At 66.1% G+C, this 14,523-nt stretch carries 16 protein-coding genes; 11 read left to right on the forward strand and 5 right to left on the reverse strand.

The window, feature by feature from the left end; genetic code table 11:
- Positions 1-11 precede the first annotated feature (11 nt).
- Positions 12-644, forward strand: a complete 633-nt coding sequence (locus ABD260_RS27770) for a PH domain-containing protein (RefSeq protein WP_344238008.1) — start codon at positions 12-14, stop codon at positions 642-644.
- Positions 645-647: 3 nt separating this feature from the next.
- On the opposite strand, the gene ABD260_RS27775 is transcribed toward ABD260_RS27770, so the two are convergent.
- Both ABD260_RS27775 and ABD260_RS27780 read right to left on the reverse strand, forming a co-directional pair.
- A complete protein-coding gene (locus tag ABD260_RS27775) occupies positions 648-1,859 on the reverse strand; it encodes a GNAT family N-acetyltransferase (protein ID WP_344238010.1) in 1,212 nt (403 codons plus the stop codon).
- A 74-nt stretch (positions 1,860-1,933) separates the two neighbouring features.
- Positions 1,934-2,491 (reverse strand): GtrA family protein, encoded by a 558-nt coding sequence (locus ABD260_RS27780; RefSeq protein ID WP_184836428.1) that lies wholly within the window; start codon positions 2,489-2,491, stop codon positions 1,934-1,936.
- A gap of 123 nt (positions 2,492-2,614) precedes the next feature.
- On the opposite strand from ABD260_RS27780, the gene ABD260_RS27785 reads away from it, so the two are divergent.
- The 3 genes from ABD260_RS27785 (at position 2,615) to ABD260_RS27795 (ending at position 5,614) form a co-directional block, all read left to right on the forward strand.
- Positions 2,615-3,808: a 5-(carboxyamino)imidazole ribonucleotide synthase gene (locus tag ABD260_RS27785; protein WP_344238012.1), complete on the forward strand. Its 1,194-nt coding sequence runs from the start codon at positions 2,615-2,617 to the stop codon at positions 3,806-3,808.
- 9 nt (positions 3,809-3,817) lie between these two features.
- Complete coding sequence (gene purE / locus ABD260_RS27790) at positions 3,818-4,318, forward strand: 5-(carboxyamino)imidazole ribonucleotide mutase (protein ID WP_344238014.1); 501 nt, start codon at positions 3,818-3,820, stop codon at positions 4,316-4,318.
- Between the two features lie 75 nt (positions 4,319-4,393).
- Positions 4,394-5,614: an MFS transporter gene (locus ABD260_RS27795; protein WP_344238016.1), complete on the forward strand. Its 1,221-nt coding sequence runs from the start codon at positions 4,394-4,396 to the stop codon at positions 5,612-5,614.
- 18 nt (positions 5,615-5,632) lie between these two features.
- On the opposite strand, the gene ABD260_RS27800 is transcribed toward ABD260_RS27795, so the two are convergent.
- Positions 5,633-6,970 carry a UDP-glucose dehydrogenase family protein gene (locus ABD260_RS27800; protein ID WP_344238018.1) on the reverse strand — a complete coding sequence of 446 codons (1,338 nt, stop codon included), beginning with the start codon at positions 6,968-6,970 and terminating at the stop codon, positions 5,633-5,635.
- A gap of 113 nt (positions 6,971-7,083) precedes the next feature.
- On the opposite strand from ABD260_RS27800, the gene ABD260_RS27805 reads away from it, so the two are divergent.
- Positions 7,084-8,247, forward strand: a complete 1,164-nt coding sequence (locus ABD260_RS27805) for an acyl-CoA dehydrogenase family protein (RefSeq protein WP_344238020.1) — start codon at positions 7,084-7,086, stop codon at positions 8,245-8,247.
- Between the two features lie 223 nt (positions 8,248-8,470).
- On the opposite strand, the gene ABD260_RS27810 is transcribed toward ABD260_RS27805, so the two are convergent.
- Together ABD260_RS27810 and ABD260_RS27815 are read right to left on the reverse strand one after the other, a co-directional pair.
- Entirely contained in the window at positions 8,471-9,046 is a 576-nt protein-coding gene (locus ABD260_RS27810) for an HD domain-containing protein (protein ID WP_344238022.1), read from the reverse strand.
- A 13-nt stretch (positions 9,047-9,059) separates the two neighbouring features.
- On the reverse strand, positions 9,060-10,184 hold the full coding sequence (locus ABD260_RS27815; protein WP_344238024.1) for a helix-turn-helix domain-containing protein: 1,125 nt from the start codon (positions 10,182-10,184) through the stop codon (positions 9,060-9,062).
- A gap of 93 nt (positions 10,185-10,277) precedes the next feature.
- Between ABD260_RS27815 and ABD260_RS27820 the strand changes: the two genes are divergently transcribed.
- From ABD260_RS27820 to ABD260_RS27840, 6 genes are all read left to right on the forward strand, one after another.
- Positions 10,278-10,634, forward strand: coding sequence for a hypothetical protein (locus ABD260_RS27820; protein WP_344238026.1), 357 nt, complete (start codon positions 10,278-10,280; stop codon positions 10,632-10,634).
- Complete coding sequence (locus ABD260_RS27825) at positions 10,627-10,887, forward strand: hypothetical protein (RefSeq protein ID WP_344238028.1); 261 nt, start codon at positions 10,627-10,629, stop codon at positions 10,885-10,887. Before ABD260_RS27820 ends, ABD260_RS27825 begins: the two co-directional genes overlap by 8 nt.
- A gap of 219 nt (positions 10,888-11,106) precedes the next feature.
- Positions 11,107-11,643: a DddA-like double-stranded DNA deaminase toxin gene (locus ABD260_RS37655; RefSeq protein WP_425553404.1), complete on the forward strand. Its 537-nt coding sequence runs from the start codon at positions 11,107-11,109 to the stop codon at positions 11,641-11,643.
- The gene (locus tag ABD260_RS27830; protein WP_344238030.1) at positions 11,640-12,089 is read left to right on the forward strand and encodes an Imm1 family immunity protein; all 450 of its coding nucleotides are present in this window, start codon (positions 11,640-11,642) and stop codon (positions 12,087-12,089) included. Before ABD260_RS37655 ends, ABD260_RS27830 begins: the two co-directional genes overlap by 4 nt.
- Before the next feature lie 149 nt (positions 12,090-12,238).
- Positions 12,239-12,994 carry a DUF5131 family protein gene (locus ABD260_RS27835; RefSeq protein ID WP_344238032.1) on the forward strand — a complete coding sequence of 252 codons (756 nt, stop codon included), beginning with the start codon at positions 12,239-12,241 and terminating at the stop codon, positions 12,992-12,994.
- 96 nt (positions 12,995-13,090) lie between these two features.
- On the forward strand, positions 13,091-14,197 hold the full coding sequence (locus tag ABD260_RS27840) for a three-Cys-motif partner protein TcmP (protein WP_344238034.1): 1,107 nt from the start codon (positions 13,091-13,093) through the stop codon (positions 14,195-14,197).
- The last annotated feature ends 326 nt before the right edge of the window (positions 14,198-14,523 follow it).

Below are 14,523 nucleotides of genomic sequence, written 5' to 3' on the forward strand. Positions count from 1 at the left end.
AGACTGGGGGTATGGCGATCTCGGCGAAGTTGTTGGGTGAGGACGAGTACGTGGTCGTCAGCACCCGGACGCACTGGAAGGCGCTGATCGGGCCGGTCTTCCTGCTGCTGGTGGTGGCCGGCGCGGGTGGGTTCCTGGCCGCGATCGTGCCATCGGGCTCGTTGCAGACGCCGGCCCGGATCGCGATCCTCGCGGTCGGGGTGGTGCTGCTCGCGGCGTTCGCGCTGAAGCCGGTGCTGAACTGGTACTTCTCCACGTACACCGTGACGAACCGGCGGCTGATCACCCGGCACGGCATCCTGACCCGGACCGGGCGCGACATCCCGCTGATGCGCGTCAACGACGTCTCGTACGAGCACGGCCTGATCGACCGCATCCTCGGCTGCGGCACCCTGCACATCGAGTCCGCCGGCGAGCGCGGCCAGGTGGTGCTGCCGGACGTGCCGCATGTCGAGCACGTCCACCTGCAGATGTCCGACCTGCTCTTCGGCGGCCCCGACGGCAAGATGGGCGACGGCATCCTGGACGACGAGGAGCCGCCGGAGCACATGCGCCGCCGCCCGGACCAGGCCCAGCAACAACGGCCCCGGCCGGACGACGGCGAAACAATCTTCAGCTCCGACGAGGACGACCGCCGCCGCTGACGGTCAGAAGATCTCCAAACTGACTGGGGCGAGCGCCCAGCGGAAGGCCGCGCTCGTCTGGTTGAGAGCGCCCGGCGTGTGCTCCACCACTCGCCCGGTCGCCACGAACTCGGCCAGTGACCGGGCGCCCAAGTACGTCGCGCCAAGCTCGGTCACCGTCAAACTCAGATCGGCCGCGTCCTCCGTACGCTCGCAAGTCACCGATCCACCATCAGCAGTCAGCCGGAACCGCCCGGTGTTCGCCGCGATCAGGTCATCGGTCACGTCGAGAACCACATCGAGCGGTACGGAGTACCGGCGCTGGCTCAACGCCCGCGGTACATCGGTGACGCGCAGCCACAACCCCTCGCCCAGCCGCCGATCCAACGCGGTAGGAGTGGCCACCAGGTGCACCAGCGCCTCGTCGACGCTCGCGAAGCTGTAGCTGAGCTTGCCGCTCAGGTCCATCGTCAGCAGGTACTGCCAGATCGCCTTGTACGCGGCCGGTTCCGGCGCGGCGAGCTCTTCCAGCAGGAGCTCGTTCGACGGGCCGGTCTGGGTCCAGTTCATCTTGCCGCGCCAGAGCGCGTACCCGTCGATGGTGCCGCTCTCGTCGCGGTGCACGAGGACGCGGAGGGCGTTCCAGCCGTGGCGGTCCTCGGGCTTGTCCTCGAGGTGCTTCCGCCAGGCCAGCTCGGTCCGGCTGGACACACCCGGCCGCTGCTCCTGCAGCCGGCGCAGGATCGGCGGCAGCTCCTTGAGCGCGTCCTCGGTGGTCAGCTCGCCGAGCTCACCGGGCCGCAGCCGATCGTTGGTCGGGCCAACACGATGCAGGTCGGCCTCGTAGCCGACCTTCCAGGACGCGGTCGCGTACCCGAATCGCCCGTAGATGGCCGGCTCGCTGGCCCACAGCACCGCGATCGGCTCGGGTACTTCGCGCAGCTGCCGCCCGATCAGCCCGGACATCACGCCGCGCCGCCGATGCGTCGGCAGTACGCCGACACTGGTCACGTGCGCGGCGTCAACCACCGCGCCGGGGACGGACAGGTCCCGCGTCAGCACCCGTGTCGTACCGATGACCTTGCCGTCGTCGGTCGCCACCAGCGCGCGCTCCGGCTCGAACAACTCGGCCGAGAGTTCGTCGAAGGACGGCTCGAACATCATCGCCGCGGCGAACACGGTCCGGAAAGTCTCGTAATCGCCCGCGTTCGCGGTACGGATCTCGATCTCACTCACCTCCGCATCCTCACATGCGGCGGTGGCGCCCGTGAATCAGCGCGTGAATCAGCGCCGGGAATCAGCGCTGGAAATCAGCGGACGGTCGGCAGGTCCCCGGTGTCCGGGTCGAGCTCGGCCGGCGAATCCGGTGCCGGCGTGTGTTCGACCTCGTCGAGCGCTATCTCCTCGCGGAAGACGAACTTCCGGTACGACCAGAAGCGGAACAACGTCCCGAGTCCGAGACCGACGAAGTTCGCCGCGATGTTGTCGGACAGCCAGGTGTGCAGGTCCAGCACGTACCGCGAGAAGGCCAGACAGCCGGCCGCGATCAGCAGCCCGATCCCGTTCAGTACGAAGAACAGCACGTACTCCCGGCGGAGGCCGCTGCGCTCACGATGCCGCCACGTCCAGTACCGGTTGCCGAAGTACGTCGCGACGGTGGCCACGGTCGTCGAGATCAGCTTCGCGGTCAGCGGTTTGTGGTGCAGCATGCCCTCGCCGGAGTCGGCGAGCACCAGCGGGTTGTTGAACACCAGCCAGTTGTAGATCGGCAGGTCGACGACCAGACCGAGCAGTCCGACGAGTCCGAACTTGGCCACTTCGTGCACCAGGTGCTGGAACTGGCGGTACAGCGTGGTGACGAGCTTCAACGGGGTTCGGGACTTTCTGTGATCGGACAGCCACAACGGGGTCAGCCTCCCACGGTACCCGGCGACAGGTCCTACCCCGAAATCCCCCGCGCGCCGCGGTAGCCGCCGTCAAGCGCATGATGTATGGACATTAGGCTCCCGGTTGTGAAGTTCGATCGAGATGACCTGCCCGTAGGTACGCCCGTGGTCGGCATGGTGGGTGGGGGTCAGCTGGCCCGGATGACCCAGGAAACGGCCGTTGCGCTCGGCATCCAGCTCCGGGTGCTCGCCGAAGGCCCCGCGGTGTCTGCCGCCCAGGCGGTCGCGGACGCGCCCGTCGGCGACTACAAGGACCCGGAGACGGTACGGCGGTTCGCGGCCGAGTGCGATGTGGTCACGTTCGACCACGAGCACGTACCGACGGACCTGCTGCACGCGCTCGAGGCGGACGGGATCGCCGTCCGGCCCGGTCCGGACGCGCTCGTGCACGCTCAGGACAAGGCCGTGATGCGGGCCCGGCTGGACAGCTTCGACGCGCCGTCCCCGGCCCATCAGGTGGTCGAGACGCCGGCCGATGTCGCGGACTTCGCCAAGCGGGTCGGCGGGTTCCCGATCATCCTGAAGACCACCCGCGGCGGGTACGACGGCAAGGGCGTCTGGTTCGTCGACGGACCGGACGACGCGGCCGTAGCGACGGCGTTCGGGTCCGGCGTACCGATCCTGGCCGAGGAGAAGGTCGACTTCGTCCGCGAGCTGTCCGCGATCGTGGCCCGCTCACCGCACGGGCAGGCGGTCGCGTACCCGATCGTCGAATCGGTCCAGCGCGACGGCATCTGCGTCGAGGTCACCGCCCCGGCCCCCGGCCTCGCGCCGGAGCGAGCCGCGCGAGCGCAGCAGACCGCACTGCGGATCGCCGGTGAGCTCGGCGTGGTCGGCATCCTCGCGGTCGAGATGTTCGAGGCGCGCGACGGCCGGCTGCTGGTGAACGAGCTGGCGATGCGTCCGCACAACACCGGGCACTGGTCGATCGACGGCGCGGTCACCTCCCAGTTCGAGAACCATCTGCGCGCGGTGCTCGACCTTCCACTCGGTTCGCCGGCCGCGCGGGCTCCGTACACGGTGATGGTGAACGTGCTCGGTGGCGATGTCGAGGACATGCACCGGGGGCTGCTGCACTGCCTGGCGCGCGATCCGGAGCTGAAGGTGCACTTCTACGGGAAGTCGGTGAAGCCGGGGCGCAAGGTCGGCCACGTCACCGCGTACGGCGACGATCTGGACGAAACCCGCGAACGCGCCCGGCACGCGGCCGCGTACCTGACCGGCACGATCGACGAATAGGGACTGCTGATGATTGGCATCATGATGGGGTCGGACTCGGACTGGCCGACGATGAAGGCCGCGGCCGAGGTGTGTACCGAGTTCGACGTGCCCTTTGAGGCAGATGTGATCTCCGCGCACCGGATGCCGACCGAGATGATCGACTACGGACGGTCAGCGCACGAGCGCGGCCTGAAGGTACTGATCGCCGGGGCCGGCGGCGCCGCGCACCTGCCCGGGATGCTCGCCTCGGTGACTCCGCTGCCGGTGATCGGGGTACCGGTGGCGCTGAAGTACCTCGATGGAATGGACTCGCTGCTCTCGATCGTGCAGATGCCGGCCGGAGTTCCGGTTGCGACCGTCTCGATCGGGAACGCTCGGAACGCGGGCCTGCTCGCGGTCCGGATCCTGGCGGCCTCCGACGACGGTCTCCGGGACCGGATGATCGCTTTCCAGGAATCCCTGGCCGAGCTGGCGCGCGGCAAGGGCAGCACGGTGCGTGACGGCGCGGCAGAGCTGCGTAAAGGCTGAGCGCGGCTCGGGTTTCCACAGGACGGGGGCGGGTAGTCGTGAGATCCCATTGGTTGTCGTCTAAGGTCGTCGATCGTGACTCCGCCCACTGATCCGGATACGCAGCGCATACCGGTCCGCTACTGGATCTGGTTGTTCGGCGCGGCGGTGTCGCTTCTCGGCGACCTGACCATGACGTTCGGGATCGGCTGGTCGGCGAGTCAGCACGGCGGCCGGGTGGCCGGTTTGGTGCTCCTGCTCGCCGCCGCGCCCCGGGCAGCGCTGCTGCTGGTCGGCGGCGCCGTTGGCGACCGGTTCGGCGCGCCGCGGGTGCTGATGGCGAGCTGTGCGGCGATGTTCGCGGTGACCGCGGCACTCGTTCCCACCACGCTGGCGATCGGCGAACCAGTGGCGCTGTTGCTCGTACTCGCGCTGGTCGTGGGTGTGATCGACGCGTTCTTTCTGCCGTCGTCGCGGTCGATGCCGCGGCTGCTCGTGCCGCCGGAGCAGGTGCCGCGGGCGCTCGCGAGTTTCCAGGTCACCGGGGTTGTCTTCGCTGTCAGCGGCACGGCGGTCGGCGGCGTACTGGTGGCGTGGTCCGGTCTGGCTGCTGCGGCCGGGTTCGATGCGCTGACTTTCGCCGCGATGATCGTGGTCCTGATCCTGCTGCGGAAGACGATCGCGCCGCCCGGGCGGATGCCGACCGGGATGATCCGGTCGATCGTCGCCGGGATTCAGGTCGCCTTCGGGCGTCCGTTGACCCGGGCGCTGCTGATCACGATGACGGTCGCGGCCGGTCTGCTGATGCCGTTGGACGCGCTGCTGTTCCCGCTGCTCGCCCGTTCGCACGGTTGGAGCGCCTCGACCGCCGGTCTGCTGGTCGCGAGCCGCAGCCTGGGTGTTGGCGTGATCGCGTTGCGGATCCTGATGCGCGGCGCGTTTCCGCGGCCGGGCATCTTCGCCGCCGTCGGTCTGCTGGTGGCGGCGGTCGGCCTGTTCGGTCTCTCGGTCTTCGATCCGCTGCCGCTCACGTTCGCGGCCGGCGTACTGAGCGGGATCGGGGTCGGTACGTTCACCGGTCACGTACTGCCGCTGCTGATGAACTCGGTGGAGCGTGAGTTCCAGTCCCGGCTGCAGTCGATCGTGGTGCTGTGTCAGAGCCTCGCGCTGGTGGTGATGAACCCGATCCTCGGCAGCCTGTCCGATGTGGGCAGCGTCGGGATCACCGGTGTGTGCCTGGCCATTTCGGTGGCGTCGGCACTCACCGGTTTCGTCGTCCTGACCCGTCCGGTGTTGCGGTCGGCGACGGTTTCCTGACCTGTTTACGGCTGGGGGCTACGGCTTGCCCGGGGCGCGGTAGGTCCAGCCGGCCGCGCGCCAGGTGGCCGCGTCCAGCGTGAGCCGGGCGTCGACGACCACCGGCGCGGCGACGACATCCTTCAGCGTGTTCGGGTCGAGCTCGAGGAACTCCGGCCACTCGGTCAGGTGCAGCACGGCGTGCGCGTCCCGGCAGGCCTCCAGGGCACTCGCCGCGTACCGCAGGGTTGGGCGGACGCGGCGCGCGTTCTCCATCGCCTCCGGGTCGTACACGGTGACGTTCGCGCCGTGCAGGTGGATTCGGCCGGCCACATCCAGGGCGGGCGAGTCGCGGACGTCGTCCGTACCGGCCTTGAAGGCGGCACCGAGGACGGTGACGTTCTTGCCGGACCATTCGCCGCCGAGCATTTCGTGGGTCAGGTCCACGATTCCGGCGCGGCGGTGCTGGTTGATGTCGTCGACCTCGCGGAGCAGCGTGATCACCTCTTCGACACCGAGCTCACCGGCGCGGTGCATGAACGCGCGCAGATCCTTCGGCAGGCAGCCACCCCCGTACCCGGGTCCGGCGTTCAAAGCGCCGCGGCCGATGCGCTTGTCGTACCCGAGGGCCTCGGCCAGCTGGGTGACGTCCGCGCCGGTCGCGTCGGCCATCTCGGCGAGCGCGTTGATGAACGAGATCTTCGTGGCCAGGAAGGCGTTCGCGCCGCCCTTGACCAGCTCGGCGGTGGGCAGGTTGCAGACCACCACCGGCGTACCCTCGCCGATCGGGGTCGCGAACACCTCGCGCAACCGGGCCTCGGCTTGTGCCGACTGCACCCCGAAGACCAGGCGGTCCGGGTGCAGCGTGTCCTCGACACCGTGCGCCTCGCGGAGGAATTCCGGCTGCCAGGCGATCTCCACCGCCGTACCGGCCGGGGCCTCGGTGTGGAAGCGCTGCTCGACGATCGTGGACGTACCGACCGGGACCGTCGACCGGCCGACCACCAGCACCGGCTTGGTCAGCAGCGGGGCGAGCATGTCAACCACCGAATGCACCTGGGACAGGTCGGCGGCCTCGCTGCCCTCGAGCTGCGGCGTCCCCACGCAGACGAAATGCACGTCCGCCCAGTCCGCGATCTCGGTGTAGTCCTTGGTGAACCGCAGCCGGCCGGAATCCACGTGTTTCTTCAGCAGTGGGTCCAGCCCGGGTTCGTACAGCGGGGCCTTGCCGTCGTTCAGCAGCTTCAGCCGGTGCTCGTCGATCTCGACCCCGATCACGTCGAAACCGAACTCGGCCATCCCCGCCGCGGTGTTCGCGCCGAGGTAGTTGGTGCCGATCACGGCGATCCGGAGCGGTCGGGACGTCGCTTCACTCATGGCCGGGACTCTACCCATCGTGGTTATCACTCGGTGACCGGCTCATGTCCGGTTGCTCACTTTCGGCGTACGACGCACCCCATCGCGGTGAAGTTCGTCGTACTGTGTGACTCGTGAGTAACTCATTCGAGCTGTACGCGCTGCCCGAAGAGCACCAGGCGATCCGGGCGGCCGTCCGCGACGTCTGTGACGCGAAGGTCGCCCCGCACGCCGGGGACGTGGACGAGCAGGCCGAGTTCCCGAACGCGTCGTACGACGCGCTGAAGGCCGCCGACTTCCACGCGCCGCACATCCCGGAGCAGTACGGCGGCGCCGGCGCGGACGCGCTCGCGACGGTGATCGTGATCGAGGAGGTCGCCCGCGCCTGCGCGTCGAGCTCGCTGATCCCGGCCGTGAACAAGCTCGGCTCACTCCCCTTGCTGCTGGCCGCGTCGGACGAGGTCAAGCAGCGGTACCTCCCGCCGGTGGCCGCGGGCGACGCGATGTTCTCGTACTGCCTGTCCGAGCCGGAAGCCGGTTCGGACGCCGCGTCGATGAAGACCCGCGCGGTGGCCGACGGCGACGAGTACGTGCTGAACGGCGTGAAGCGGTGGATCACCAACGCCGGCGTCAGCGACTTCTACACGGTCTTCGCGGTCACCGACCCGGACGCCCGGTCCCGCGGCATCTCCGCCTTCGTGGTGGAGAAGTCCGACGCCGGGGTGTCGTTCGGCGCGCCGGAGAAGAAGCTCGGCATCAAGGGTTCGCCGACCCGCGAGGTGTACTTCGACAACGTCCGCCTCCCGGCCGGCCGGCTGATCGGCGCCGAGGGCACCGGCTTCGCGACCGCGATGCAAACCCTCGACCACACCCGCGTGACCATCGCCGCCCAGGCCCTCGGCATCGCCCAGGGCGCTCTGGACTACGCCCTCGGTTACGTCCAGGAACGCAAGCAGTTCGGCAAGGCGATCTCCGAATTCCAGGGTCTGCAGTTCATGCTCGCGGACATGGGCATGAAACTCGAAGCAGCCCGCCAACTCACGTACGCGGCCGCCGCCAAGTCCGAACGCAACGACCCGGACCTCACCTACTTCGGCGCCGCCGCCAAATGCTTCGCCTCCGACACGGCCATGTCCATCACCACCGACGCCGTCCAACTCCTCGGCGGCTACGGCTACACCCACGACTACCCGGTCGAACGCATGATGCGAGACGCCAAAATCACCCAAATCTACGAAGGCACCAACCAAGTCCAACGAATCGTCATGGCCCGCCAACTACTCAAAGGCCTCGCCTGACCAACGGACACCGCCTCCGGCGGCGACAGCCTTTTGGCGCCTCCGGCGCATGCACGCGACATAGCTGCCCCCTCCACCCAGCCGCGCTGACAGGTGCGTGGGTGATCGAGCTGGGCGCCGTCTGTGACTGAACCGAGCAGCGTTGCCGTTCGTCCGCAGCACCCGGGGGTTCAGCTCCTGCTTCGCGACCGCTCCACGCACGGCCGCGCGGACTATCTGACGCTCAGCGATTGCGCCAGGTGAGCGGCGAGACCGTCAGCGCGGCGTCGGCGAGCCTTTGGCCGAAGGGGGTTTGGATCTTGGCGCGCGATGACTCGATCCAGCCGTCGACTCGGGTGTAGCCGGCTTCGCGGTACTCGACAGCTTGCATCAGGCATTCGAGCCGATCGGCGTCCTTGGCACACCGCGACTCGAGAGTCTCCTGAGACTCGTATTCGGTGACAGCCTCGTGGATGGTTTTGGCTGCAGCGTCAGGCAGGCCTGCGATCTGTTCCTCGGTGATCCGTTCGTTGGACACTACGTCGACATAGGGACGGGCGCTGTGCGGGATGTCGCCGATGCGCGTTTCCTGGGAGTCATGCCACATCCCCAGGTACGCGGCCCGGGCCGGATCCGCCCCTTCCTCAGCAGCAATCAGCGCCGCGAGCTGGGCCACGCGCAGGCTGTGCTCGGCGACGGACTCAGGATCACGCACGCCGGCATGCCACCACCCGGCGCGCCGAAGCCGTTTGAGAACTCCCATCTCATACGCGAAGGCGACGGTGCCTGCGGCGTCCTGGTCAGCAATGTCCTCGGCCACGAGTGTCCCTTCGTCAGCGATCAGCAAGTTGCACTGCACACCGCAGGTTAATCAACTCGTCTCTTGCCTGACCGGAGAACCCCTCGTCCAGCGCTTGTTCGACCCGCTTCTGAGTCTGGGCACGAAGGTTGACGTCTCGTTTGAGGAGATCGGGTTTGGCCAGGACGAGGGTCCACATGCTGTTGATGTTGATGGGGCTGTGGACGGGGTTGTCGAGGTGCGTCAGGAGGTGGGCGGCGACTCGGCTGCCGGACCAGCTGTGGTCGTCGGCGGCTGCGACGAGGTAGGTGTCGTCGGCATAGAGGTCCGTGATCTCGCCGAGCCAGTAGGCCCAGTACGCGAGGTTCGCGGCGGCGTGTTGTTCACTGCTGAGCGTCGTCTTGATGAAGTAGTGGAGAGGATCGCTGTCGCCTCGGCGAGCGAGGGCGAGGGTGGCGGATCGGGCGGCGATTCCGCCCGGGAGGTCTGAGTTCGGGGTGGCCACCTTGAACGTGCGCTCGTGTTCGCGCGCCAGCCACTGGGTGGAGGTCACACGTTGGTCGAAGCCAAGCAGGTACATCGCTTGACGGCGCAGGACTGGGGAATTGGCAGCGCCGGAGGATTGAACGGTGGCTAGCAAGTGGTCGAAGAAGCGCGTCTGATCTGCGTGGGCCAGCGTCGGTCGATTGGCGACCGGGCCGCGACCTGGAGTTCGAGGGAGTTCGCGAAACGGAACAGGTGAGATGCCGGTGAATGGCCAGGTGATCATGTTGATGAGGCTGCGTCGATGGACCGCGGCGCCGAGTGGGTTCATGTCCGCGCCGACTGATCGGCCGCCGGCAGAGATTGCGATCGACAGGATGCCGTCAGCTTCGACTGCGTCGTGAAGGGTGACGACCACGGCCGGAGCCGCGCCGAGCGTGATCAGGCGGGTCCGGAGACGCAGGAGGTCTGCCGTGCGTAGAGCGGTGAGGGAGCGTTTGCCGGTTTCCCAGCCTTGAACGGTACTGATGTCGACGCCGAGGCGTTCGGCAAGTTCGGTCTGGGTGAGCGTTAGGGAGCCCCGGATCAACTTCAGGACGAATCCTGAAACGATGCCGATCTCGGAACCTGGAGTGACGAAACCCCGCATGCCTGTCTGACTATTCGACGTCGCCATCGCCTGTGCTTTCCCTCCCCGCTCACGGGACGCGCGCAAACCCGCACTCACAGTCAGTTCAGCATAGTTCAGCTTTCCGTGATCGTTGTCGGCATGTTCACAAGCGTTGTCGAGGTCGGCCCGGTCGACTACACGCGTCCGCTCCTTCTTGGTTACCTCCGGCGGGATCTGTACTTGTCGGATCGGCAGCTAGGGGAGACCAGGATCGAGCTCGGAGCGTTCGCTGCGCTGGAGGGTTTCACACTCGGGACGATCTATATCGAGGACGCCGAGACAGCCCCAGCGGCGTACGAGGCACTCGTTGCCTCGGTGAACCGGTACGAGGTGACTGCGGTGGTGGCGCCCGACCTGCGCCAGTTCGGGTTGATTGGTGAACCCGCAGCAGTGAAGAGACGGTTCGAGCGAGACACCGGAGCTCGAATCATGCTGCCGGGGAGCGAGCGTGTCTGACGTACAACGCCTCAAGGAACAGCTGCACCAGATTTCGATGGAAGCCAAGCAGGCTGCGGGTGGGCTCGCTCAGTTCAAGATGAGGTTCTCGCAGCATTCCGCGCAGGTGCAGGCGCTCATCGCCGGGACCGCGACGGGAGTTGATCGAGACATTGCGGAGATTCTGGATGCGGCGGGCAGGGCGGTCGAGCAGGCGTCGAACGCGTTGGAGATCGCGGCCGCGGGATGTGCTCGGTACGCCGATCAGATCTAGGCGTGCGGCATGCCCTCGGAGCTGCAGCGGGTCGCCCAGGGACTGGTAGAGGCTCTCGATCAGATCCCGCGGGTGGTGACTCACCTGCAACGCACGGCGGCCAGATGCCGCGAAAATGCGGCGCTCGTCGGGACATTGGCCGGGCATCACGGCTCCACAGCGGCAGCACAACTCGACGAGGCGGCGCGTGCCTGTGATGCGGCGGCACACTTCCTCTCAATGGCGCCACCGAAGGCACTCGGCTGGGCGCAGCGGCTGGTCACGACGGAAGCGGACACGGCGCCTGACTCAATCGGTCGGCCAGACCCGAATCGGTCAGGGCTTCGGGCAAGTGAGGGCGGCGATGCTCAGGAGGAATCGGGGCCGGCGCCGTACTTCGAGCACATCTTCAAACGGCTTCCCGAGCGAGTCGGTGGCCAAGGACCGACCAGGGGAATTCTGACGTCGACCGACGGTCGCGGGATGACTCACCTTGTCAGTGGTACGCGTGGCCCGGGCGCCGGCGCGCCTGGCCTGACGGGCTGGAGGGTGGGACTGGCAGTCGCCCGCGAGCATGTGGAAGGCCACGCAGCTGCCCTGCTGAGGCGTACTGGTGCGCCTACGGAGGCGACTCTATACCTCAACAACAAGCCATGTCCTGGCGAAGCGGGATGTGATCAAACGCTGGAAGACCAGCTCCCGAAAGGCACGAAACTCACCGTGTACTGGCCAGGAGATCGTAAGGTCTACCGTGGCAACGGAAAGGGGATGGCATGACTGACCTGAGAGCCACCTACGACTACGAGACGGTCCAGGTGGCATCCGCAGACGAACTCGAAATTCTCCTCGAAAAGGTCGCCTCATTGCCAGTGCCAACGTGGCTCGAACTTGCCACTCCTGCACACGACGTACTTCAGATCGGGCTCGGCCGAGACTTCAGTTCCCTGCGCTTCATCGAGAGGCGCGACGGCGGCGAGGCATACCACTCGACGGCCACGCTCGAGACCCCGGACGACGGATCGTTCCAGTTGGGCACAGTGCCCACGACGATGGACGCCGCCAGCGCAATCAGCATCCCAGAGGCACGGGCTGCCGCAGCCGAGTTTCAGAGGACAGGTGAACGACCGACGGGGGTCAACTGGACCCTCGTCCAAGCGACAGCAACCGACGACACCGACTCCTTCAGCTGGGACGAATGGGACGCCACCGATCCCGAGACCTGACGCCGTCCCATGTGGGTTCCGTCCGGCGCCGCCGAATCCGACGCTGCGAGACAACCCGGAAGAGTCTGTCATCTCGAGCCAGCAAAGATTAGGCAAGCGAACGGCGACTGCCGCTTTCGAACATGCATTCGAATGGCTAAGGTGAGTGTATGTCGGACAAGAGCGCCATTGAGTGGACCGAAGCGACCTGGAATCCGACCACGGGTTGCGACCGAGTATCGGCAGGTTGCGACAACTGCTATGCGCTGGCGCTGTCCAAACGCTTGAAGGCGATGGGTGCCGCGAAGTATCAAACCGATGGCGACCCGCGTACGAGTGGCCCAGGCTTCGGCGTCGCCGTTCACTCCAGCGCTCTGCACATCCCTCTCAGCTGGCGTCGGCCGCGTCTCGTCTTCGTCAACTCCATGAGCGATCTATTTCACGCCAAGGTGCCCACCAGCTTCGTGCAAGAGGTGTTTGAAGTGATGCGCCGGACACCTCAACACACGTACCAAGTACTCACCAAGCGGAGTCTGCGACTTAAGCGGATTGCACCGAAGCTCTCTTGGCCATCGAACGTCTGGATGGGTGTGAGCGTCGAGTCAGCCGATCATTATGAGCGGATCAGCGACCTCGCCTCTACCCCGGCGGCAGTTCGATTTCTGTCCTGCGAGCCGCTCCTAGGTCCGCTGCCGGCGTTGCCTCTGGAAGCTGTCGACTGGGTCATTGCCGGTGGTGAGAGTGGACCGAATGCCCGCCCTCTCGAGGCCGACTGGGTTCGCGAGATTCGGGACCAGTGCGTGCACACCGGGACCCCGTTCTTCTTCAAGCAGTGGGGTGGGCTCCGTGCGAAGAGTGGAGGCCGCGAGCTCGACGGCCAACTGTGGAGCGAAAAGCCAGAAATTCACAGGGCTGAAGCTATTTGAGTCATGCACCAGAGGCCCGACACGGCGAGCGCCAGCGCCAGCGGTTGCGTAGCGCTACCCTAAGTTCCTTAGGACGGCGAAAGGGTGGGGACCCGTATGGCAGGCAAAGGTAAAGCGTTGGAACTCCGGGAGCGACCACCGCACACCGAGGCTAAGCACAAGCTGCTGCAGTCTTACCTCGGTGCATGGTTCCCGATCCTCTCTAAGCGAAATGGGCGACTCCTTTACTACGACGCGTTCGCCGGCCCAGGCAGGTACAGCGGTGGTGAAGATGGGTCCCCAATCATTGCTCTGAAGACTCTGATTACCCATAACCACGCCGAACCGATGGCAGACACGGAGTTCCTGTTCCTATTCAACGAACAAGACAAAGCGTGCGCAGAGCACCTTGAGTCGCTCCTCGACGAGCTGAAGGCCGCCAATCAGCCTTGGCCGAAGAACATGAAAATCGGCGTGACCAACACCAATTTCGTCGACCTGACCACCGAGGTGCTTGACGGCCTTGGGGAGGCCACGCTTGCGCCCACCTTTGCCTTCGTTGATCCAGTAGGGATCAAGCACACGCCTATGTCGGTCATCCAGCGACTGACGAGCTACCCCAAAGGCGAACTGCTTGTCTACTTCGCCCATGACACCGTGGTGAGATGGTGTGGCGCAGGCAATATCGACCAAGCACTCACCGACCTCTTCGGAACTGAAGACTACAAGGGAGCCGCAGGCCTGAATGGCAGCAAGCGGAGCCAGTTCATCCACGATCTCTACAAACACCAGCTCCACACGGTCTGCGACTTCCCCTACATTCAGAGCTTCGCGATGTATGACGATCGCGGGAAGCGGTTGTACGACCTCTACTACTGCACCCGCGCATCGATCGGACTGGATCGCATGAAGCAGGCCATGTGGAAGATTGCGCCATCCGGCGACTTCAGCTTTCGTGACCGCTTCGCCGGGATGGACGTCATTTTCGGTGCGGAGGTGGACACGACCCCTCTGCGGAAGCATCTCCTCGAACACTTCAACGGAAAGGCTGAAACGATCGAGGAGATCATCGAGCACGTCATTGTTGCTACGCCTTTCGCGAGCAACCACGTGAAGCGGGCCACCCTCCAGGTCATGCAGCGGGAAGGCCTGATCACTACGAACCAGGTTCGGAGGGGGAGCTTCAAGGACGGTACTGTCGTCAGCTTCCCAGGTGTGCCATGATCCGCACCCAGAGATGAACATTGGGCTTGGGCCTGCTGGGTAGAGTATTACGTCGGTCGTGCCGGCGGCTTGTAGAGCGGCTAGGTGGGTTTGGAGTTGTTCGGGGGTTGTGAGGGCGTCGGGGCAGGCGAATGGGTAGTAGGCGTCGCCGTAGCAGCGACGGATGTACTTGTTGGCGATTGTGTTCGCATTCGGGCCCAGGGTGACGTGGGCCGGTGATTATGCGGGGCGTGCCCTTCGCGGATGGCTTTTTTCCAGGCTGCGCATACGGCTCGGCGCCTGGGACGAGTGTTGGTGTTCCGAACAGCGGTGCCACCGAACCTTGA

Source organism: Kribbella hippodromi (assembly GCF_039531045.1).
GTDB classification, from domain to species: domain Bacteria; phylum Actinomycetota; class Actinomycetes; order Propionibacteriales; family Kribbellaceae; genus Kribbella; species Kribbella hippodromi.

What these genes read in the sequence shown, in the direction of transcription:
- ABD260_RS27770 (WP_344238008.1), top strand. Translation starts at nt 12, where the DNA reads ATGGCGATCTCGGCGAAGTTGTTGGGTGAGGACGAGTACGTGGTCGTC.
- ABD260_RS27785 (WP_344238012.1), top strand. Translation starts at nt 2,615, where the DNA reads ATGGACATTAGGCTCCCGGTTGTGAAGTTCGATCGAGATGACCTGCCC.
- purE (WP_344238014.1), top strand. Translation starts at nt 3,818, where the DNA reads ATGATTGGCATCATGATGGGGTCGGACTCGGACTGGCCGACGATGAAG.
- ABD260_RS27800 (WP_344238018.1), bottom strand. Translation starts at nt 6,970, where the DNA reads ATGAGTGAAGCGACGTCCCGACCGCTCCGGATCGCCGTGATCGGCACC.
- ABD260_RS27815 (WP_344238024.1), bottom strand. Translation starts at nt 10,184, where the DNA reads ATGGCGACGTCGAATAGTCAGACAGGCATGCGGGGTTTCGTCACTCCA.
- ABD260_RS27820 (WP_344238026.1), top strand. Translation starts at nt 10,278, where the DNA reads ATGTTCACAAGCGTTGTCGAGGTCGGCCCGGTCGACTACACGCGTCCG.
- ABD260_RS37655 (WP_425553404.1), top strand. Translation starts at nt 11,107, where the DNA reads ATGGCGCCACCGAAGGCACTCGGCTGGGCGCAGCGGCTGGTCACGACG.
- ABD260_RS27830 (WP_344238030.1), top strand. Translation starts at nt 11,640, where the DNA reads ATGACTGACCTGAGAGCCACCTACGACTACGAGACGGTCCAGGTGGCA.
- ABD260_RS27835 (WP_344238032.1), top strand. Translation starts at nt 12,239, where the DNA reads ATGTCGGACAAGAGCGCCATTGAGTGGACCGAAGCGACCTGGAATCCG.
- ABD260_RS27840 (WP_344238034.1), top strand. Translation starts at nt 13,091, where the DNA reads ATGGCAGGCAAAGGTAAAGCGTTGGAACTCCGGGAGCGACCACCGCAC.